Source organism: Tenacibaculum sp. 1_MG-2023 (genome assembly GCF_030547425.1).
Taxonomy (GTDB): Bacteria; Bacteroidota; Bacteroidia; order Flavobacteriales; family Flavobacteriaceae; genus Polaribacter.
Genome location: NZ_JAUORH010000005.1, coordinates 23,446 through 44,942, shown reverse-complemented (window position 1 = coordinate 44,942; position 21,497 = coordinate 23,446). Strand labels below are relative to the sequence as shown.

Below are 21,497 nucleotides of genomic sequence, written 5' to 3'. Positions count from 1 at the left end.
ATTTTGACCAAAGGAGAAATCTCATGGAAATGTGTTTGGAAGCAAAAAATAAAAAACATGGATAGCAAAGTAATCAAAGGAAAGGCAATACCAAGAGGAAAATTTCCGCATGTAAAACAAGTAGGAGATTTCATTTATGTATCTGGAACCAGTTCACGTAGACCTGATAATTCTTTTGAAGGTGTTGAGGTAGATGAATTTGGAACTACCAACTTAGATATTAAAAAGCAAACCCGAGCGGTTATTGAAAACATCCGAGATATTTTACAAGAAGTAGGCGCAGATTTGTCAGATATTGTTGATGTAACGTCATTCTTAGTAAACATGAATGATTTTGGAGGGTATAATCATGTATATGCAGAATATTTCGATTATAACGGACCTACCAGAACAACAGTAGCGGTACATCAATTGCCACATCCACATTTATTGATTGAAATTAAAGTGGTGGCTTATAAGAAAAAAGAATAAAGAACCAAGAACCAAGACAAAAGAAGTCTCTTTTCTTTTCTCTTTTTTCTTTAATCTGTGAATGAAATGAACATTAAAAACTACATAAACGGAGAATTTATAGTACCAGTGGCAAATAATTATATCGATAATTATAATCCATCAATTGGAGAGGTCTACGGGCAAATACCAAACTCTACTAAAGAAGATGTAGCATTGGCGTATAAAGCTGCTAAGGAAGCTTTTCCGTATTGGTCAAATACGACGTTGAATGAACGTAGAAGGATTCTTTCTAAAATAGCGAGTTTGATTCAAGAAAAACTTCCTGAATTAGCAGAAGCAGAAGCTAAGGACAATGGAAAACCATTAAGTTTGGCGACAGCAATAGATATTCCGAGAGCATCGTCAAATTTTCAATATTTTGCAGATGCGATTACGCAATTTTCTTCGGAAGCTCATGAGAGCATTGGGTTAGGGGCAATGAATTTTACCTTGCGCCAACCTATTGGTGTAGTAGCGTGTATTTCTCCGTGGAATTTACCACTCTATTTATTCACATGGAAGATTGCTCCGGCCATAGCAGCAGGAAATTGCGTGGTAGCAAAACCTAGTGAAGTTACACCAATGACTGCCTATTTGCTAGGAGAGATTTGTAACGAAGCAGGTTTGCCTAAAGGGGTATTGAATATTGTTCACGGATTAGGAATTACCACAGGGCAAGCCATTATTGAGCATCCAGATATTAAAGCGATTTCATTTACAGGAGGTACTACTACAGGAGCACATATAGCTCGAGTAGCAGCACCCATGTTTAAGAAGTTGTCGTTAGAGTTAGGAGGTAAAAACCCAAACATCATTTTTGCCGATTGCGATTATGATAAGATGTTAGAAACTACAGTTCGTTCTTCATTTGCGAATCAAGGACAGATTTGTTTGTGTGGAAGTAGAATTTTTGTAGAAGAAAGTATCTATGAACAATTCAAAAAAGATTTCGTTCAAAAAGTATCAGAATTAAAAATAGGAAACCCGTTTGAAGCCGATACAAATATTGGAGCATTGGTATCGAAACCACACTTAGAAAAGGTAAAGTCGTATATAGATATTGCGGAACAAGAAGGAGGGAAAATTCTATATGGAGGTGACAGAGTCACTGTCAATAATTGTGAAAACGGATACTATTTACAACCGACGATTATTGAGGTTTCTAGTAATCAGTGTAGATTAAATCAGGAAGAAATTTTTGGGCCTGTAGTTACGATTATGTCTTTTAAAGCAGAAGGTGAAGCTTTAAAGTTGGCTAATGGTGTAGTGTATGGTTTGTCATCAACACTTTGGACAAACAACCTGACCAGAACTATGCGAATGTCTAAAGAATTGCACACAGGAATTGTTTGGGTAAATACTTGGTTGTTGCGTGATTTAAGAACACCTTTTGGAGGTCAGAAGGCAAGTGGAGTAGGGCGCGAAGGAGGTTTTGAAGCGTTACGTTTTTTTACAGAACCGAAAAATGTATGTATAAAATATGAATAAGGAAATACGACAAAAAATAATTGCTATCTGTGAAGAGAAGATTGCTAAAAAAGGAGAAAATGTAGGGCTTTCGTTTTATGCATTTTTCAAAAATAAAAATGAGAATCCGAAAGTATTAATGGAAGTGGCTACTTGGTGGATTCAAACGCATCAATTAGATCATTTTGAGAAAGCAGTTAAGATTAAACAAATGATTCAGAATAACAAATAGAGATGAATTTAGAGATACAACATAAAAATGCCTTGGTATGTGGTAGTACACAAGGAATAGGAAAAGCATCAGCTATACAGTTAGCTCAAGAAGGAGTAAATGTAACCTTGGTAGCTAGAAATGAGGAAAAATTAAAAGCAGTTTTAGCTGAGTTACCAAACAACAATCAAAAGCATGGATATTTGGTAGCCGATTTTTCAAAACCAGAAGAATTAAAAGAGAAGTTAGCAGCGGCTGATTTACAGTTCCATATTCTAGTAAATAATACGGGAGGTCCAGCTGGAGGTCCAGTATTTAATGCTAAAATAGAAGAATTTGAAAGAGCCTTTACAATGCACTTAAAATGTAATCATGTGTTGGTACAGGCGGTAGTCCCATTTATGAAATCAGAAGGTTATGGTAGAATTATTAATATAATCTCCACTTCGGTAAAACAACCATTGGATGGCTTAGGAGTTTCTAATACCATTCGTGGTGCTGTAGCTAATTGGAGTAAAACTTTGGCAAATGAATTAGGACAATTCGGAATTACTGTAAACAATGTGTTACCAGGAGCCACTGGTACTGAAAGGTTGACTGAAATTATTAATAACAAAGCAGCAAAAACCGGAAAGACAATTGAAGAAGTTGCAGAGACCATGAAAAATGCTTCTCCAGCAAAACGTTTTGCGAAACCTGAAGAAATAGCTAATGCGGTAGTGTTTTTAGCGAGTGAGAAAGCGAGTTTTATCAACGGGATAAATGTTCCTGTTGATGGAGGTAGAACAAAGTCTTTATAAAAGAATCCAGTATAAAGACTTTTAGAAACAAGACTATTTAAGTACCTTTAAAACAATCTCGAATTTGATGTCTAAAAGTTTAAAAATCTAAATAAAATGAGCAAGTTAGTACAACCTTTGAATTTCAAAAAATGGATAGATGAAAACCGTCATTTACTAAAACCACCTGTAGGAAATAAGCAAGTATGGGACAATGGTGAGTATATTGTAATGGTTGTAGGAGGGCCTAACAATCGTAAAGATTATCACTACAATGAAACACCGGAATTCTTCTATCAATTAGAAGGAGATATGGTATTGAAAATCATTGACGACAAAGGGGAAATGATCGATGTTGAAATTAATGAAGGAGATATTTATTTGTTACCAGGAAAGGTGCCTCACTCACCACAACGTAAAGCGAATACGGTAGGTTTGGTTATTGAATATCCACGTGATGAAGGAATGATGGATGCTTTAGAGTGGTATTGTGAAAATTGTGGGTATCAATTGTATAGAGAAGAATTTGCGTTAGATAATATTGAAACCGATATGCCAATAATTTTCGATAAGTATTATTCTGATACAAAAAAATGTACTTGTGATAAATGTGGAACAGTAATGGAAGCTCCTAATAAAGCATAGATACCTTAATAGAAAAGAAAATGACAAAACGCAAACTACGAATAAACGGACATTCACATTTACTGCCTTACCCTGAGCAGATTCCTCAGTTTATGAAAGACAAAGGAATTTTTTGGGTAGATAAGGATAGAAAGTTCATGTTGCAAAAAGATTGGAGTCGACCAGTAACAGATTCTAGTTTCTTTTTAGATGAAAAACTTGAATGGATGGACCATTTTAAAATTGACCATGCAGTTGTTTTGAATCTATCTCAGTTATACGGAAACGGATTACGTTTAGAAGAAATGAAGCAAGCGTTACGTTTTCAGAATGATTTTAATGCACGTGTTCAACATGATAATCCAGGTAAGTTTACTTGTGGTTTTGTGGTACATCCAGGTTTTGTTCGTGGAGCTTTATGGGAAATTGAACGTTGTGTTGAGGTGTTAGGTATGCGTTTGTTGTGCTTACCAACGCATTATATGGATACAATTGGTACTTGGCGTTGTATTTTTGATGAGGAAAATGAACCGATTTTTGAGTTGGCAGATAAATATAATTTAGCGGTTGAAATTCATCCGTATGATGGTGAAAAATTTATCAAATTACAAAATACTTCGTGGCGTTTCCATTTAATTTGGATGTTAGCACAGTGTGCAGATGCATATCACTTTTTAACATTGAATGGGTATTATGAGAAGTACCCAAACATGCGTGTTTGTTTTGCGCATGGAGGACAACTAGCTCAAATGAATTTAGGACGTCGTATTCAAGGGTTTGATGGAAGACCAGATTTATTTGAAGGAAAAAGTCATCCAAGAAAAGCGGTAGGAAGTAAAAATATCTTCTTTGATACGTTGGTACACGATACAGGGTCTTTAGATTTGTTGATTAAAAACCAAGGCTCAAAACAAGTGTTAATTGGATTAGATGATCCTTATCCATTAGGAGAAATGGAAAGCGAAATTCAATCATCATACCCAGGGAAAATCTTAGATTTAGCTATTGATAGAAACATTATTAACGAGCAAGAGAAGGATGAGATGTGGGAGGATAATGTACTACAATGGTTGTTTGGAGATGATAAAAAAGCGAAAAAAGATTTAGTTTCTAAAATCTTACGATAAATGGCTGAAGTAACACAGTTTCATAACTTACTGCATACGTGTATTTCTTTTATTGGAGCTGTGTTATTGTTGGCAATCTACTATAACATTAGGAAACGATTTAAAGAAGTTTTAGAAGATGGAAACTCAATAAAAAGAGTTGATAAAGGTCTGTTATATTTCAGTTTTGGAATGTTGGTGTGGGTTACCTCTGGTATTTGGGCACTTTCAGCTAATTATTTCACTTTTGAAAAAACAACTATCTATCAAATTGGAGTAAACATCTTGTCAACAGTAAATAATTTATTTTGGCTGATGGCATTATATTATGTACATGATGCTCCAAAGTTTATTTACAGAAATGAAAAGAATGTAAAAATTATAGGGCTTATAATTGTTGTTGTGGCTTCTATAACTTTGTTGTTTTCTTCTTTATATGGAAACAGTTTTTATTACGGAGTAAAAGTAGCAGCGCTTCCAGATGTACTATTAACGACTTTTTTATGTTTTTTAATGGGAGTTTCTTTCTATAGAACTTTTATGTATAGAGATTTAAAATTAGTTGCTTTTATATCAATTATAGCAATACTATTGCTGTTCATTTCTCAACTATCTGATGTTTTAATTGGTTTTGATAATGAATTTACAAATCAATTAATTAGAGTTGTAGCAAAAACATCGTTAGTATCGGTTTTTTTAGTGTTAGCTACAAGTTGGGTAATACAATTAGCACATACACCAAAGCCCAATGAAATGAAAATTCAGTTTTTAGATTGGTCATTAATAAAGTTAACCATTCCTTCTAAAGGAATTGTAAATGCTAAAATAGATTTTGGATCAAAAACAACGCAATATAAAAACCTACTAACATTTGCTTATAGAAGAAAATTTTTAGAGGCAGAAAAACAATCAATCATAGTAAATTCAGGAGGAGATATCAAAAGTCAAACATACGTTACAAGAATTATAGATAATATAAATTCAATTTTGAGGCTAGAAGAAGAAAAATTAGAACGTAAAGATCTCATTACATTTATAGGTGAAAGTAAATATCGTTTGCGAATTCTTCCTGAACATATCGTTATTGATGAGGCATTGTTAGAAGAGTATAAACAGCAATTATAAACTGCATTAATTTTAAAATTTCACTAAAAACAACTCCTCAAGTAACTAGTATAACTAAAACAATCCAAGAAGCAGAAACTTGTGCTGCTTGTAATAAATTTATAATAGCTTGTAACCTAAAGGTAAAGATAAAGCAACAATACCTTCAAAAATAGCTTAATATGTTATTTGTAAAGTGTCTTTTTTTTTGGATTTATTAATCCAAGAAATCGTTGCCAAGGGATTAGTTTATTTTTCATTTAAAAGTACGTTTAATGTTAATTCTATAAAGAAGGATGCAGTACTCGTGTTTTTATCACAATTAGTAAGTGATTTAAAGTGTAATTTTACAAATTGTTGATGTAAAACCCCTTCAATTATAGTACTTGCTAGAGCTAAAGGATGCTTGTAAGAACTATTGTAATTACTAATTATTTCAGCAAAACGTTTTACCACTTCTTTGTATAGTTTAAAGAATCCTTTTTTATTTTCGGTATCTACTTCTTTTGTAGAGTACGATTTAGAGTTTTCGTTGATTACAATTAGGCTGAGTATTAATTAACTTTTCTTTAGGGCTGCTAATGCTATAAGTTTCTATTACTAATGAATACTGAATCCAACCACAATACCAAGAAGTTAAGTAAACTAAAAGTTTATGTTTACTTTTAAAGTAACGATAAATTGAACTTTCGTTAGAACCTATTAGTTTACCTAGTTTTTTAAAGTTGAAATGTTCAAAACCAGTTCCTTCAATTAATACGATACTACTTTCTATTATTCTCTTACCTAATTCAGAAGTCTCAGGATCTTTTATATAAATTCCTGAAGGTATTTTTAAATTTGACAATAAATTCCTCATAAATAAAAATTAATAGCGAAAATGTAATAGTAAAACTATTAATATAGGGTTTGAATGTATTAATAAGATATTAATTTTTACTATTAAATAAGGTTACAAAAAATTACAAAAGCTTATTTTTTACTACAATTAACTACATACCTTCTGATTTTATATGTGTAAAAATATATTAGCATAAACTTAAAATTTATTGAAGATATGAATTCAAAAACTGATGTTTTGGGGCATCCAAGGGGACTTTTATATTTATTTTTTGCTGAACTATGGGAGCGTTTTTCTTTTTACGGAATGCGAGCCTTATTGGTATTATATATGACAAAACATTTATTGTTTTCTGATGAAATGTCTTTTGGAGTGTATGCTGCATATATGTCTTTAGTGTATGTCACTCCAATGATTGGAGGAATGCTAGCTGATAAAATTTTAGGGTTTAGAAAAGCTATTATTTTAGGAGGTGTATTAATGGCGCTAGGACACTTCTTTTTAACTTTTGAACATCCTATGTTTTTTTATGGATCACTGTCTCTAATTATTGTTGGTAATGGATTTTTTAAGCCTAATATATCTTCATTTGTAGGGAAATTATATACAGAAGGAGATAGTAGGAGAGATGCAGGTTTTACTATTTTTTATATGGGGATAAATATTGGTGGTGCTGTAGCTCCATTATTATGTGCATGGTTAGCGGAGTTATATGGTTGGCATTATGGATTTGTTTTGGCAGGAATAGGAATGTTATTAGGATTACTGGTTTTTAAAGGAGGACTTAGAAGAAATGTTTTTGAAGATAAAGGTTTGATGCCAAATCAAAAGTTATATGAAGAAAAACAATTTGGAGTTAAAAAGGGAAATTTAGTAACAATAGCAGCGCTTTTGTCTGTACCAGTATTTGCTTTGATAGTTTATTATCATGAGTTTGAACATTACTTGGTTTGGATTGTTTCGTTATTTTTAATACTATTTTTAGTGAAGATTTTACGAACGGTAACTTTAAAAGAACGTAAAAAACTTTCAGTAGCCATTTTTTTTACTGTTTTATATACATTGTTTGCAGCAATCTTTGAACAAGCGGGTAGCTCATTAACCTTGTTTGCTGATAGGAATGTTAATTTAGTAGGGATGAATGCTGCTCAAACAAATAGTATTAATTCAACTTTTATAATTCTTATGGCAATACCATTTTCAATACTTTGGGGCTATTTACATAAAATACATAAGAATCCAAACTCTGTTATAAAATTTGGATTAGGTCTATTGTTTTTAGGTGTAGGTTTTATAACTTTTGGTTTATCAGGTTATCAAGTTGATGAATTAGCAAAAACTCCAATGGTGTATTTGATTTTAGGGTACTTTATACTAACAACAGGAGAGCTGTTTTTATCTCCTATTGGATTATCTAAAATGACAGAGTTATCCCCAGTAAAGTATATTGCTTTTATAATGGGTGTATGGTTTTCAGCAAACTTTTATGGTCATTTTTTTGCAGGTAAAATAGCTAACTTAACTACTGTTGTTAGTGGGAGCTTAGGAGTGTTTTCAAAAGGTTTTTTTGGTGAGGTAACAGAACTACTTACAGGTCTGTCTTCAAAAACTATAATGGAGCAATCAGAAGTTTTTCATCAATTATACTCATATGTTTCTGTATATGCTAACCTAGGAGTAATCTCAGTAATAATAGGTTTATTAGTTATAGTTTTTTATAAGCCAGTAAAAAAATGGATGTTTGAAGTATACTAAAAATAAAAAAGCCTCAGAATTACTCTGAGGCTTTCAAATATGTTTTTAATCGGTTTTATTTAAAAACAGATGTAATGTTTAAAGCTACTTCATCCCAAGTTTTAGAAACACCATCAGCACCTTTATGCAAGTCTTTACATGCAGTATTTAAAGACTCTAATGCTTTGTTAGCTTGCCAATCGGTAATTTTCATAGTTGTATTTAAGCTAAATTCTTTTCCGTTTAAAGTATAATTAAAAGGTAATTTTTTAGTAACGCCATTCATAGTAATGTTAGCGTAACCAATAGAATCATTTTCTAAAACTAACTTACCAGAAAGTAATTCAGTCTTATCCATTACTCCAAAGAAAAACTTTTTAATTTTAAAATCTCTGCTTGTATCTTTCGTGAAAATACTACTTACAGGAATAGAAAATTCAGCATTGTTGATAGCGTCTTTGGCTGTATCAGCTTCACCACCAGCAGTAATGTTTACTTTTTTAAACTGACCATTAACAGGTATTTTCTCAGTAGTTTTGTAAGCTACCCAGTTTATAGAATTGTTAGCATCTTGTAATACAAACGCAGCTTTTTTTTCTGTTTTAACTTCTTCCTTTGTGGTTTTTGTCTCTTTTTTTGCTTCTGATTTACAAGATATCATTTGAAAAGCTGTAAAACAGATAACTAAAGAATAAACGATTTTTTTCATGAGGTTTATTTTATGATTGAATTTACTAATTTAATATATTCTTTTTTTGCTTCTCGTTCGTTCATGCCTCTAAGTTGCATCCAAGCATTAAATTTAAAAGCATTTCTTAAGTCGCTATTATCATTAAAAGTAAACCGATCTCCTTTTACCGCTTGTTTATAGTAAGCATATAAACGTAACATAAGGTCTGGAGGAAGCTTTTCCTCTAATTCAGATGCTTTTTGATAAGCTTCTTTAAACTTCAAATCTAAATCATCTTTCATAAATGAGGTTTGTATATGTAGATAGTTTACATAATGTAATGAATGTACAAATATACGAAGGGAGCAAGGAAAAACAAGCTATCTAGTCTATCTAATAAGCCTCCGTGACCTGGCATAATTGTACCGCTATCTTTCACATTTGCTTGTCTTTTAAACTTAGATTCTACTAAATCTCCTAAAGAACCAAAAATAGCCACTATAATAGCAATGATTATCCAATCTAAAATTGAAAAAATTCCTGAGTATTGACCGATTATAAAACCAGCAATTATTGAAAATAATAGACCACCTATAAAACCTTCAATTGTTTTTTTAGGAGATACCTTTTCGAATAATTTTCGTTTACCAAAATTTTTACCTACCAAAAAAGCAAAACTATCATTAGTCCAAATAATAAAAATTATATAAATAATTATGTTTGGATGATAAGTGTTTTCAATAAAAGGAAGGTTCATTAAGAAGTAAAACGGTAATATCAAGTATATAACTTGTAAAAATAACTTTTGAGTTAAAGTGCCCGTTTTAATTAGCTTAGAGCTTATAAGTAAATATAGTAAGATAAGTGACCCGACTATAGTAAAACCGAATAAGTAGTCGTTATACTTAAAAGCTGTACCTTGAAAGGAAATATAAGTAATACAGGCTAAAAGAATATAAGGGATAATACTTTTAATTTGTGTAATTTTAGAAAGCTCCCAGATACAAACAGTAGCAAAAAGAGCAAGCAGTCCTATATATGTTTCTGCTGAAAAAAGAATGGCAGAAATAAATAGAAAAGCATAAACAAGAGCAGAAAGGCTTCTTACAAAAAGGTTAGACATATTTTAAAGGTCTTCAAAGAGCAGCAAATATAAATCTTTTGTGTTATTATTACCATAACTCAAGAAATTATCATCTTCAACTTCAAACGTATAATTCTTAACAGAACTAATGTTGGTTGGTATATTACCGCTAAAATGTGTTTTAATACCTGTTAATCCTTCTCCTGTGTTTTTTACTAGCTGACTCGTAGTTGCATAAACAATAAAATGTTTAGAGAGAGAAGCTATTTTATGACTGCCTAATTGATTAGATGAGAATAAAATTTCTCCTTTATCGGCAATTAAATGTTCACAAGATGTAAAAAAAGGTACAGATTCTGAGGAATGGTTTTGTACAGAGATATCAATTTTTTCAGTAATCTTTAATAAATCAAAATCGGTGCAAGTAACTTTACGCCAATTATTTTCCTGTAAGATGTTTTTTAAATTATTACTTACTTCATTTATTGATGTACAGTATAAAAATTTCCCTCCTTTATTAATAAAATGATGAACAAAAGAATCATCTAAAGACAAATGAACTTCTTGTTCGTTGACTTTTTTTTCTTTAGATGATTCTTGATATGTTCTAAATAATTTTTTGAAAAAATTCATTAAAATAAAAACTATTCTTCTGTTGTAATTTCAGGTTTTTCCTTTTTACCAAAAGGCCTGTCTCCAAATATTTTTACTAAATCATCTTTAAATATAACTTCTTTTTCAAGTAATAAATCAGCCAATTCAGTTAATTTATCTCTGTTTTGATCTAGTAAATCAACAGCTCTTTTATATTGATTTTCTATTATTTCAGAAATTTCTTCATCAATTTTTTGTGCAGTTGCTTCACTGTACGGCTTTACAAAGGAATCATTACCTGAAGAATCATAATAAGTAACGTTTCCTACTTTGTCATTTAAACCATAAACAGTAACCATAGCTCGAGCTTGTTTAGTAACCTTTTCTAAATCACTTAACGCTCCAGTTGAGATTTTATTGAAAATTAATTTTTCAGCAGCTCTACCTCCCATGGTAGCACACATTTCATCAAGCATTTGTTCTGTTTGAACAATTTTTCTCTCTTCAGGAAGATACCAAGCAGCACCTAATGATTGACCACGAGGAACAATAGTTACCTTAACTAAAGGAGCAGCGTGTTCTAACATCCAACTAACGGTTGCGTGACCAGCTTCATGAAAAGCAATTACTTTCTTTTCTTTAGGAGTGATAACTTTATTTTTCTTTTCTAATCCGCCTACGATTCTATCAACAGCATCTAAAAAGTCTTGATGCTCAATAGCTTCTTTCCCTTTTCTGGCAGCAATTAAAGCGGCTTCGTTACATAAGTTGGCAATATCTGCACCTGAGAATCCAGGTGTTTGTTGTGCTAAAAATTCTAAATCGGCATTCGCAGCTAATTTTAAAGGTTTAATATGAACCTCAAAAATTTCTCTACGCTCATGTAAATCTGGTAAGTCAACATAAATTTGACGATCAAAACGACCAGCACGCATTAATGCTTTATCTAATACATCTGCACGGTTGGTAGCAGCTAACACAATTACATTAGTGTCAGTACCAAAACCATCCATTTCAGTAAGTAATTGGTTTAAGGTATTCTCACGTTCATCATTACCACCAGTCATGCTATTTTTACCTCTGGCACGTCCAATAGCATCAATTTCATCAATAAATATAATAGAAGGTGACTTTTGTTGCGCTTGTTTAAATAAGTCACGCACACGAGAAGCTCCAACCCCTACAAACATTTCAACAAAATCTGAACCAGATAAAGAGAAAAAAGGCACACCAGCTTCGCCAGCAACTGCTTTTGCTAATAAGGTTTTACCCGTTCCAGGAGGTCCTACTAATAAGGCTCCCTTAGGAATTTTACCACCTAATTTTGTGTATTTTTCAGGGCTCTTTAAGAAGTCTACAATTTCTTGAACTTCTTCTTTAGCACCTTCTAAACCAGCTACATTTTTAAAGGTAGTTTTAACCTTAGTATTTTCGTCAAAAAGTTTTGCCTTAGACTTACCGATGTTAAAGATTTGCCCTCCAGCACCGCCACCTCCAGCAGCTCCTGACATTCTTCTCATAAAGAAAAGCCAAATAACAATCAATAAAATAAAAGGAAGGAAGCTAATGATTGTGTCCATCATACTAGTTCTTTCTACATTTACTTTATCGAAATCAAGGTTTTTATTTTCTTTCTCTTTGTTGATTTCGTTTTCAAAGTTTTGTAAATCCCCAAAGTTGTATGTGTAAAGAGGCGATCCTTTTCTGTAAAAAGGAGAATCTGCTAGTTTCTTATGCTCTTCTTTTTTTTCTGCTTCAGGCTTTAAAAATATTTGAGCAACATTGTTGTTTTCTACAACAATTTCTTTAATATCGTTTGCTTGAAGAATTTTAGTAAACTCGTTTTTTGTAATATTACGAGAACCTAAGTTACCAGAATTAAAAAAGCTTAATCCTAGTAAAATAACTATTATTGGTATGTATAGCCAAAATGAGTTAAAACTAAATTTTGGCGCATTTTTTTTATTATCACTCATAAAAAGGTGTATAAAATGTTAGCAATTATGCTGGATTGATTTCTGTAATTTTTGCATCTCCCCAAAGGCTTTCAATATCGTAAAATTCACGAACTTGTTTTTGAAAGATATGTACAACAACGTTTACGTAATCCATAAGAACCCATTCAGAGTTTCCTTGCCCTTCAATATGCCAAGGTTTATCTTTTAGTTCTTTACTTACTATTTTTTGTACAGAGCCCGAAATGGCATTTACTTGTGTGTTCGAGTTAGCAGAACAAACTACAAAATAATCACAAACAGTGTTTTCTATCTCTCTTAAATCTAGTAATTGGATATCCTCTCCTTTTACATCATCAATCCCTTTAATAATCACAGCTAAAAGATCGTCTGTGTTTGTTTGTTTTATTGTCATTAAAAAAAATTAAGTTTTAGCAAAGTTATTATTTTTTTGCGAGTAATTTATGTAATATTGATACTTGTTTTACACGCAAAACCTACATGAAAATAATCAAACTTAATGCCATCGACTCTACCAACACCTTTTTAAAGAATATGGTGTCAAAAGTGGTAGTTGATGATTTTACAGTGGTGGTTGCAAAAACGCAAACCAAGGGGAGGGGGCAAATGAATTCTGAATGGGTTGTTGAAGAGGGAAAAAACCTTACTTTTAGTGTGTTTTCTAGGTTTATAGACTTAAAAGTGGAGAATCATAAATATTTGAATTTTTGCGTTTCACTGAGTGTTTTTCAAGCTTTAGAAGCGTTGGGGTTGCTAAATTTGTCGGTAAAATGGCCAAACGACATTCTGTCAGGAAATAAAAAGCTAGGAGGTATATTAATTGAAAATATCCTGAAAGGTAGTAATATAGTGTCTTCTGTAATAGGAATTGGGGTTAATGTAAATCAAAATTCATTTCCTGAGAATTTACCCAATGCGTCTTCTGCAAAAAAGATTTTAGGAAGAGAATTTGATTTGGATGTGTTATTAGAAAATATTTTAAAGAATCTAAAAGGGTATTTTAATCTCTTAGAAAGAAAAGAATATAATTTACTAGAAGAGGCTTACTTAAAAGTATTGTATAAAAAAAATGTTCCAACGATGTTTAAAAACAGCCAGAACATTTTATTTATGGGTAAAATTATTGGAGTTTCAAAAAATGGAAATCTCCAAATAGAGTTAGAAAACGAAACGATTCAAGAATTTGGTTTGAAAGAAGTTTCGTTTGCCACTTTATAGCTTTTCTAAATTTTCAGTTAGCGTACCAATAAACTTTGTTAATGGTGCTTTAACCATCATAGCCATCATTGCATTAAATTCACCGTTGAATTTTAAAGTAGCTTGACTCTCATTATCGCCAATCTCAATAATGTTAGCAGCTAAAGTAAAAGGTAATTTACTACTTGCGGCACCTAAAGTAACATTTGAGTATTCCGTTTTTTCTTTCATTACTAAACGAATTTCTGGCATACCTTTTAAGCCAAAAATAAAACTATCACCATCAACCTCAAATTTTTGAGTATTTTCAGGCATTAGTTGTTCAAAGTTTTCTAATTTGGTTAGAAATTCAAATAAATCTTTAGATGATTTTTTTACAGTAACTGTATTTCCTTCTATATTCATTATTGTGTTGTTATTTATCGTTTTGATTCCATTCACTAGGGGCAATTCTCCAATCTTCTAAAGTTCGAAGTTCTTCACTAGTAATATATTTACTATCTAAAGCTTGCTCTAATAAATGCTCGTAATTACTTAAAGTAGTAAGTTCTACTTTATCATTGTTAAAATTCTCTGTAGCAATATTAAATCCATAAGAAAAAATAGCAATCATTCCTTTTACATTGGCATGTGCTTCTTTCAATGCTTTTACAGCATTTAAACTACTTTTACCTGTACTAATTAAATCCTCAATAACTACTACGTTTTGACCACTTTCTATATGTCCTTCAATTTGGTTTTGTCTACCATGTTTTTTAGGTTCAGGCCTAACGTATACAAAAGGCACTCCTAATTCTTGAGCAACTAATATACCAATAGCAATAGCGCCAGTAGCAACTCCTGCAATAACATCAGGTTTGCCATGTTTTTCTTCTACTAGTTTAGCAATTTCTTGTTTTAAAAAGTTTCTAACGGGAGGGTAAGATAATGTGATTCTGTTGTCACAGTAAATAGGTGATTTCCAACCAGAAGCCCATGTGAAAGGTTCTTGGGGGCTTAATTTTATAGCCTTAATTTGCAAAAGAAGCTCGGCAGTTTTTTTTGCTGTATCTTTGTTAAAATCCATAGCGCAAATGTATAAAGTTTTTGTTAATGATAAACCAATAATCTTTACAACTTCAATTAAAAATGAAGAAGATTATCCAGTTTATATTTACAAAAATACAATTATTGAAGAACTTATTTATAAGTTAAAAGTAGGTAAATTAAGTAGTGTTTATATCTATTCTAATAACCTGACAGAGGATTGGTTAGATTTTAAAGTAAAGTTTAAAGTAATTACAGCGGCTGGAGGACTAGTTTTAAATGAAAACAAAAAAATACTATTTATTTATAGAGGAAATAAATGGGACTTGCCTAAAGGACGCGTTGAAGAAGGGGAAGGATTAGAAGCAGCAGCTGTTAGAGAGGTTGAGGAAGAATGTGGTATAGAAAAACTAATAGTTCAACAAAAACTACTCGTTACTTATCATTTATTTATGCAACAAAACGAATATCGTTTAAAAGAAACACACTGGTATTTAATGTATTCTAATTATAAAGGAATTTTGAGCCCTCAATTAGACGAAGGGATTACAAAAGCTGTATTTAAAGACGAAAAAGGCACAAATAAAGCGTTACAAAATACATTTGCTAACATAAAAATGGTATATGAATCCTATTTAGAAACGTCGAAAAATGACACACTGTCATAAAAAACGACTTATTTTACATCTTTTCCTGTCAAAATATAGGCAAAAAACCAATGGCATACAGTTTGACTAATACTACTCGTAAAATTGAATTTAAAACTTTTAAAAAAGATAAATAAAAATTATGAGTAAAATTATAGGTATAGATTTAGGTACTACGAACTCATGTGTGTCTGTAATGGAAGGTAATGAGCCAGTAGTAATTCCAAATGCAGAAGGAAAAAGAACAACCCCTTCTATTGTAGCATTTGTTGAGGGAGGAGAGCGTAAAGTAGGAGATCCTGCAAAGCGTCAAGCGGTAACTAACCCAACTAAAACAGTTTATTCTATTAAACGTTTTATGGGGAATAAATATTCTGAGTCTGAAAGAGAAGCAGGAAGAATTCCTTACAATGTTGTAAAAGGGGACAACGATACACCAAGAGTAAAGATTGATGATCGTATGTACACGCCTCAAGAAATCTCTGCAATGATATTGCAGAAAATGAAGAAAACTGCTGAAGACTATTTAGGTCAAGGAGTTTCTGAAGCGGTAATTACTGTACCAGCATACTTTAACGATGCGCAGCGTCAAGCAACTAAAGAAGCAGGTGAGATTGCTGGATTAAAAGTTCGTCGTATTATCAACGAACCAACTGCAGCAGCTCTAGCTTACGGATTGGATAAAGCAAACGATGATAAGAAAATTGTTGTATTTGACTTTGGTGGAGGTACACACGATGTTTCTATCTTAGAATTAGGAGACGGAGTATTTGAAGTATTAGCTACTGATGGTGATACACACTTAGGAGGTGATGATGTTGATGAGAAAATCATTAACTGGTTAGCAGATGAGTTTAATGCTGAAGAAAACATGGATTTACGTAAAGATCCTATGGCATTACAACGTTTAAAAGAAGCTGCTGAAAAAGCAAAAATCGAATTATCAAGCACAACTTCTACAGAGATTAACTTACCATATATTACTGCTACAGCTAGTGGACCAAAGCACTTGGTAAGAACGTTAAGTAGAGCTAAGTTTGAGCAGTTAATTGATGATTTAGTAAAAAGAACGATTAAGCCATGTCAAACAGCGTTAAAGAATGCTGATTTATCAACATCTGATATTGATGAAGTAATTTTAGTAGGAGGATCAACTCGTATTCCTGCGATTCAAGAAGCAGTTGAGAAGTTCTTCGGGAAAGCACCAAGTAAAGGTGTAAACCCAGATGAGGTTGTATCGTTAGGAGCAGCAATTCAAGGAGGAGTGTTAACAGGTGATGTAAAAGACGTATTATTATTAGACGTTACACCTTTATCATTAGGAATTGAAACAATGGGTAATGTATTTACAAAGTTAATCGATGCAAATACAACCATTCCAACTAAAAAGTCGCAAGTATTCTCTACAGCAGTAGATAACCAACCATCGGTAGATATTCACGTATTACAAGGTGAAAGAGCGATGGCAGCAGATAACAAAACAATTGGCCGTTTCCAATTAACAGATATTCCACCAGCACAAAGAGGTGTTCCTCAAATTGAAGTAACTTTTGATATTGATGCAAACGGAATCATCAAAGTATCTGCAGTAGATAAAGCAACTGGTAAATCACAAGATATCCGTATCGAAGCTTCTTCAGGGTTATCTGATGAAGAAATTCAAAAGATGAAGCAAGAAGCTGAGGCAAATGCTGATGCTGACAAAAAAGCAAAAGAAACTGCTGAAAAAGTTAACGGAGCAGACTCTATGATTTTTCAAACAGAAAAGCAACTAAAAGAGTTTGGTGACAAATTATCAGCTGATAAAAAAGAGCCAATTGAAGTTGCTTTAGAAGAGTTAAAGAAAGCACACGAATCTAAAGACCTTGATGCTATTGATGCAGCAATGGAAAAGATTAATGAAGCTTGGAAAGTTGCCTCTGAAGAAATGTATAAAGCACAACAAGATGCACAAGCTAATGGAGCTGGTGCGCAAGGAGGTGCTGATGCAGGAGCTTCATCAGAAAGCGGAGATAATGTAGAAGATGTAGACTTTGAAGAAGTAAAATAAATTTTGATTGTATTATCCTAAAAAGCATTACAAGTTTTATTAGGACTATAGATATAAAAAAGCTCGTCATTTGACGAGCTTTTTTGTTTTTAAATAGATATTAGGTGTTTTAGAAACAAAAAAAAGTGTTTTAGAAAAAGATAAAATCACTTCAGCAGTTTTTTCATTGTAAGAGGTGTCTTGTGTGTAATTTTACTTCCAATATAAGGGAGAAGTGCTTTATAACTATAAGGAAGCACAAAAAATTAAATCAGAAAAATAAACACACATGAGAAAAAAAATTAACATGTATGCAAGTGCTATTCTTTTTGTACTTGTAAGTATCACAAGTTGTGATAAAGATGAAGAAATTATTCCAGCAGAGTTTTCTATTACTGATATAGAAAAGAATTTTGGAACAGTAGAAGTAGAAGAAACTATTAACTATTCGTTTAAAGTAACAAATGAGGGAGGTTCAGATTTAGAAATAGATGAATTTGTATTAAAAGGAACAAATGCTGCTGATTTTTCAACTAGTGCAGTACCGAAAGTAATTAAAAAGGAAGAATCGTATACTTTTGAAATTTCCTTTGCTCCTTTAACAGAAGGAGAAAAAGAGGCTATCTTAGAAATTACGACTAATATTGGAAAAAAAGAAGTAAAAGTAACAGGAATTGCAAAACCAAAACCATTACCAGGTGTTGATTTAAGTGAAACGGCTTTGGTTTTTGGAAACGTAGAGATTAACCAAACAAAAGACGCTACGTTTACTATAACTAATAGTGGAGATGCAGATTTAGAAATTACGGGCTTTGAAATAAAAGGGGACAATGCTGCTGATTTTTCAACTTCAGCAACAACAGAAACTTTAGCTGCTGGAGAAACAAAAAACATTACGGTAGTATTTGAGCCAACCAATGTAGGAGAAAAAACAGCAAGTTTAGAGGTGACAACTAATGCAGGTGTTAAAGCTATTGCCTTAAGTGGTAAAGCTACAGCAACACCTATATCAGTTATAGAATTTAGTGAATCACCTGTAAGTTTTGGGAATGTTGAAGTAGGTAAAGACTTATCTAAAAATATTACAGTTTCTAATACAGGAAATGCAGATTTAGAGATTACTAATGTGAGTATTATAGGAGGTAGTTCATCATCATCTTTTACAGTAATAGGAGGAACAAGTTCATTAATAAGAACTATTGCTCCAGGTGATACATATACTTTTGAAGTTAAGTTTACGCCAAGTTCACAAGGGTTTGCTTCAGGATCTATTAAGTTTTTTAATAATTCTAGTGATAATGAAGCGTCTTTACCAATGAATGGAACAGGAACAGCACCAGCACAACCTGCAATTGCTTTTAGTGAAACTGGATTAAGTTTTGGAGATGTTACAGTAGGTAATTCTTCAAATGATTTAACTTTTGCTATTCAAAATAATGGTCAAGGAAGTTTAGAGGTAAGTAATATTAGAATGAGTGGACTTAACTCTAGTGACTTTACCTTGGTAAATGTATCTGCACCACAAACAATTGCTCCTAATGGTGGCGTTTATGAGGTAACAGCACGTTTTACACCACAATCTGAAGGACAAAAACAAGCAATGATAGTTGTAGAAAGCAATGATCCTACAAAACCAAGTTATGCTATTATGATTAATGGCACGGGGTTACAAGCCGCAACTGGTACTATTGTAAATATACCAGATGCTAATTTTAAAACGGCTTTAGTAGCTGATAACGCTATTAATACTAATGGAGATAGTGAAATTCAAGTATCAGAAGCTCAGGCATATTCAGGTTCAATTCGTGTTGATGGGTTAAGTATTTCAGATGTTACAGGTATAGAGGCTTTTGTGAATATTACAGAGTTTCATGCTATGAATAATTCGTTAACAAGTATAGATTTAAGTCAGAATACAGCAATAACAAGATTAACGTTAAGAGGGAATAATTTAACAGCTTTAGATCTTTCAGCTAATACAGCTTTACAAACTATATTAATTGAGCAGAATAATATAAGCTCAATCGATTTATCTAATCACTCAAGTTTAGTTAGCTTTCAATGTGGAGGTAATAATATCTCAACATTATTATTACCAACAACAGCCAATGGGTTAAGAACTTTATACTTAGAGCAAAATAAAATTAGTACGTTAGATGTTTCTATGTATTCAAATTTAAGAACTTTAGTTGTTTACAACAACAATTTAACAAGTGTAGATATTTCTAATAATTCAAAAGTTAGGGGTTTACAAGTTAGAGGTAACAATTTAACAAGTTTAAACGTAGCTAATGGTAACAATATAAACTTTATTTATATGGTTGCAGATAATAATTCTAACTTAACTTGTATTCAACATGATGCTGGTTTTGATCCTTTAAATCCACCAAATACACAAGCAAACCAATGGGCTAAGCCATCTGGAGCTTCCTGGAGCACAGTCGCATGTCAATAAAAAACATTCCCTTTAAATAGTAGTTCAAGAAAGTTACCTGTGTAAAAAGCAGGTAGCTTCTAATAGTATAAAAATAATAATAGAAATGAAAAAATATACAATATTAGTTTGTTTATTCTTCGCTAGTTTTTTGTTTCATCAAACAGCCAATGCTCAGTTTGGTAACATGTTAAAAAAAGCTAAGCAAAAAGTGACAAAAAAAATAGAAGAGAAAGCTTCTTCATCAATAGAAAAATCAGCTACAGGTTCAAGTATTAATTCAACGTCTAATACAAATGAGTATTCAGACGAAGAGTTTAAAAAAGAGTTAGCTAAAAAGTATCCCAACGATAAAGAAAAGCAAGATTTTTATTTTAAAAAGTATAAAGAATATCAACAAAAACAAGCAGCAGAAAAAGAAGCTTTATTAGCTAAAGAAAATAGTAAAGGAACGGTTGTGAGTGAAATTCCTTCACCTATAGAAAGTAGTGAAAATGATAAATTTAAAGACAATCAAATTTATGTGTTAAACAGAACAAAGTTTAAAAAAATACCTGCTTATGATGGTGGTTTTTCTGATAAAATGGAACTGTCTGGTTACTACCATCTATCACAATATTTTGTTAGAAATCCAACAAACCATTTTGATAGAGATCCAGGTGATATTTACGAAGGTTTTTCTATTGAATACGATCCAACATCATATCAGTTAAATGCATATTTTTCACCAAACCAAAAACGTTATGGTGTGGTTCCTGAAAAATATAGAAAATCTGCCGATAAAGGCAATATTCAGTTCCAATTTGGAATGGGAGGCGGACCAGAATGGACTAATGCTAATGTTCTTTTATTGGAGCCAGGAGTATTATTAATTGGAGCAGCGGTATATCATAAAAACGATAACGTTGGTCATAAGTGGATGAATAATGCTCAACCAAAGCAGTTTGTAATTGCTGCAAAAGATCCAGAAAAAATTAAGAAGTATTATAAAAATCCTGAATTAACATCTCAAACAACTTTTGCTAAGTTTGATAACTTACGTAAAGATTGGTTAGGAGCAAAGTTAAATAGTGTAACAATGCCAGCAAAAGGAATTTTTGATAAAAACTCAGCAATTAAAAATGTAGCTGTAAACGGATTGAATAAATATTTTGGTAAAATGAGTATGCAAAATATATATCAATATATGACATCAAATAGGTGGTCAACAGTAAAACATAAGGTAACAGGAGTGCCTTTATATCAATGGGCTGTAGGAGCTGTTGTACAGAAAAATTCAGATGGACAATGTATGTTACAACAGTTTATAGTAAGAAGAGATTACACTGGAGGTGGAAAATATGGAAGACCTTTTTTTAATGGAATTAACAGAGGAAGTGTTAGAGCTCCTTATGGAGGATATGTAAAATGTGATGCTAAACCTAAAAACTAAATATAGACTTTAAGTTAAGAGTAGTTCTAAAAGGTGGTGTTTTGCGTATT

23 protein-coding genes are annotated in these 21,497 nt (G+C 32.1%); 13 read left to right on the top strand and 10 right to left on the bottom strand.

The features are described 5' to 3' along the window. The first annotated feature begins 57 nt into the window (after positions 1-57). The 7 genes from Q4517_RS05130 (at position 58) to Q4517_RS05100 (ending at position 5,804) form a co-directional block, all read left to right on the top strand. Positions 58-471, top strand: a complete 414-nt coding sequence (locus tag Q4517_RS05130) for a RidA family protein (protein ID WP_303506982.1) — start codon at positions 58-60, stop codon at positions 469-471. A 66-nt stretch (positions 472-537) separates the two neighbouring features. Beyond that, positions 538-1,980, top strand: a complete 1,443-nt coding sequence (locus tag Q4517_RS05125; RefSeq protein ID WP_303506980.1) for an aldehyde dehydrogenase — start codon at positions 538-540, stop codon at positions 1,978-1,980. Continuing rightward, a complete protein-coding gene (locus Q4517_RS05120) occupies positions 1,973-2,191 on the top strand; it encodes a DUF6500 family protein (protein ID WP_303506978.1) in 219 nt (72 codons plus the stop codon). Before Q4517_RS05125 ends, Q4517_RS05120 begins: the two co-directional genes overlap by 8 nt. Before the next feature lie 2 nt (positions 2,192-2,193). Beyond that, positions 2,194-2,970: an SDR family oxidoreductase gene (locus Q4517_RS05115; protein WP_303506976.1), complete on the top strand. Its 777-nt coding sequence runs from the start codon at positions 2,194-2,196 to the stop codon at positions 2,968-2,970. Positions 2,971-3,066: 96 nt separating this feature from the next. After that, positions 3,067-3,594: a 3-hydroxyanthranilate 3,4-dioxygenase gene (locus Q4517_RS05110; RefSeq protein WP_303506972.1), complete on the top strand. Its 528-nt coding sequence runs from the start codon at positions 3,067-3,069 to the stop codon at positions 3,592-3,594. A 20-nt stretch (positions 3,595-3,614) separates the two neighbouring features. After that, positions 3,615-4,700: an amidohydrolase family protein gene (locus Q4517_RS05105; RefSeq protein WP_303506970.1), complete on the top strand. Its 1,086-nt coding sequence runs from the start codon at positions 3,615-3,617 to the stop codon at positions 4,698-4,700. Continuing rightward, entirely contained in the window at positions 4,701-5,804 is a 1,104-nt protein-coding gene (locus Q4517_RS05100) for a hypothetical protein (RefSeq protein ID WP_303506968.1), read from the top strand. Positions 5,805-6,032: 228 nt separating this feature from the next. On the opposite strand, the gene Q4517_RS15445 is transcribed toward Q4517_RS05100, so the two are convergent. Then, entirely contained in the window at positions 6,033-6,239 is a 207-nt protein-coding gene (locus Q4517_RS15445; protein WP_368506461.1) for a hypothetical protein, read from the bottom strand. 64 nt (positions 6,240-6,303) lie between these two features. After that, positions 6,304-6,642 (bottom strand): TetR/AcrR family transcriptional regulator, encoded by a 339-nt coding sequence (locus Q4517_RS15440; RefSeq protein WP_368506460.1) that lies wholly within the window; start codon positions 6,640-6,642, stop codon positions 6,304-6,306. Between the two features lie 198 nt (positions 6,643-6,840). On the opposite strand from Q4517_RS15440, the gene Q4517_RS05085 reads away from it, so the two are divergent. Next, positions 6,841-8,379, top strand: a complete 1,539-nt coding sequence (locus Q4517_RS05085) for a peptide MFS transporter (protein WP_303506966.1) — start codon at positions 6,841-6,843, stop codon at positions 8,377-8,379. 55 nt (positions 8,380-8,434) lie between these two features. Here the strand turns inward: Q4517_RS05085 and Q4517_RS05080 are convergent, their stop codons facing one another. From Q4517_RS05080 to rsfS, 6 genes are read right to left on the bottom strand one after another with little or no spacing between them, the layout of a single operon-like run. Then, on the bottom strand, positions 8,435-9,067 hold the full coding sequence (locus Q4517_RS05080) for a YceI family protein (RefSeq protein ID WP_303506963.1): 633 nt from the start codon (positions 9,065-9,067) through the stop codon (positions 8,435-8,437). Between the two features lie 5 nt (positions 9,068-9,072). Beyond that, positions 9,073-9,330, bottom strand: coding sequence for an acyl-CoA-binding protein (locus tag Q4517_RS05075; RefSeq protein ID WP_303506960.1), 258 nt, complete (start codon positions 9,328-9,330; stop codon positions 9,073-9,075). 26 nt (positions 9,331-9,356) lie between these two features. After that, positions 9,357-10,151 (bottom strand): phosphatidate cytidylyltransferase, encoded by a 795-nt coding sequence (locus tag Q4517_RS05070; RefSeq protein ID WP_303506958.1) that lies wholly within the window; start codon positions 10,149-10,151, stop codon positions 9,357-9,359. A gap of 3 nt (positions 10,152-10,154) precedes the next feature. Further along, positions 10,155-10,745, bottom strand: a complete 591-nt coding sequence (locus tag Q4517_RS05065; protein ID WP_303506956.1) for a hypothetical protein — start codon at positions 10,743-10,745, stop codon at positions 10,155-10,157. Positions 10,746-10,756: 11 nt separating this feature from the next. Beyond that, positions 10,757-12,682, bottom strand: a complete 1,926-nt coding sequence (gene ftsH, locus Q4517_RS05060; RefSeq protein WP_303506954.1) for an ATP-dependent zinc metalloprotease FtsH — start codon at positions 12,680-12,682, stop codon at positions 10,757-10,759. A 25-nt stretch (positions 12,683-12,707) separates the two neighbouring features. Further along, complete coding sequence (gene rsfS, locus Q4517_RS05055; protein WP_047789323.1) at positions 12,708-13,076, bottom strand: ribosome silencing factor; 369 nt, start codon at positions 13,074-13,076, stop codon at positions 12,708-12,710. 86 nt (positions 13,077-13,162) lie between these two features. Here rsfS and Q4517_RS05050 point away from each other — a divergent pair, with 86 nt between their 5' ends. Continuing rightward, positions 13,163-13,900: a biotin--[acetyl-CoA-carboxylase] ligase gene (locus Q4517_RS05050; protein ID WP_303506949.1), complete on the top strand. Its 738-nt coding sequence runs from the start codon at positions 13,163-13,165 to the stop codon at positions 13,898-13,900. On the opposite strand, the gene Q4517_RS05045 is transcribed toward Q4517_RS05050, so the two are convergent. Next, positions 13,895-14,284: an SRPBCC family protein gene (locus tag Q4517_RS05045; RefSeq protein WP_115900894.1), complete on the bottom strand. Its 390-nt coding sequence runs from the start codon at positions 14,282-14,284 to the stop codon at positions 13,895-13,897. The two genes, Q4517_RS05050 and Q4517_RS05045, sit on opposite strands and share 6 nt — an antisense overlap. A 10-nt stretch (positions 14,285-14,294) precedes the next feature. Further along, positions 14,295-14,945 (bottom strand): orotate phosphoribosyltransferase, encoded by a 651-nt coding sequence (pyrE, locus tag Q4517_RS05040; RefSeq protein WP_303506945.1) that lies wholly within the window; start codon positions 14,943-14,945, stop codon positions 14,295-14,297. A gap of 7 nt (positions 14,946-14,952) precedes the next feature. Between pyrE and Q4517_RS05035 the strand changes: the two genes are divergently transcribed. From Q4517_RS05035 to Q4517_RS05020, 4 genes are all read left to right on the top strand, one after another. Further along, the gene (locus Q4517_RS05035) at positions 14,953-15,573 is read left to right on the top strand and encodes an NUDIX hydrolase (protein ID WP_303506943.1); all 621 of its coding nucleotides are present in this window, start codon (positions 14,953-14,955) and stop codon (positions 15,571-15,573) included. 121 nt (positions 15,574-15,694) lie between these two features. Continuing rightward, positions 15,695-17,602 (top strand): molecular chaperone DnaK, encoded by a 1,908-nt coding sequence (gene dnaK / locus Q4517_RS05030; RefSeq protein WP_303506941.1) that lies wholly within the window; start codon positions 15,695-15,697, stop codon positions 17,600-17,602. Between the two features lie 268 nt (positions 17,603-17,870). Beyond that, positions 17,871-20,036, top strand: a complete 2,166-nt coding sequence (locus Q4517_RS05025; RefSeq protein WP_303506939.1) for a choice-of-anchor D domain-containing protein — start codon at positions 17,871-17,873, stop codon at positions 20,034-20,036. Positions 20,037-20,121: 85 nt separating this feature from the next. Beyond that, positions 20,122-21,447 carry a hypothetical protein gene (locus Q4517_RS05020; protein ID WP_303506937.1) on the top strand — a complete coding sequence of 442 codons (1,326 nt, stop codon included), beginning with the start codon at positions 20,122-20,124 and terminating at the stop codon, positions 21,445-21,447. The last annotated feature ends 50 nt before the right edge of the window (positions 21,448-21,497 follow it).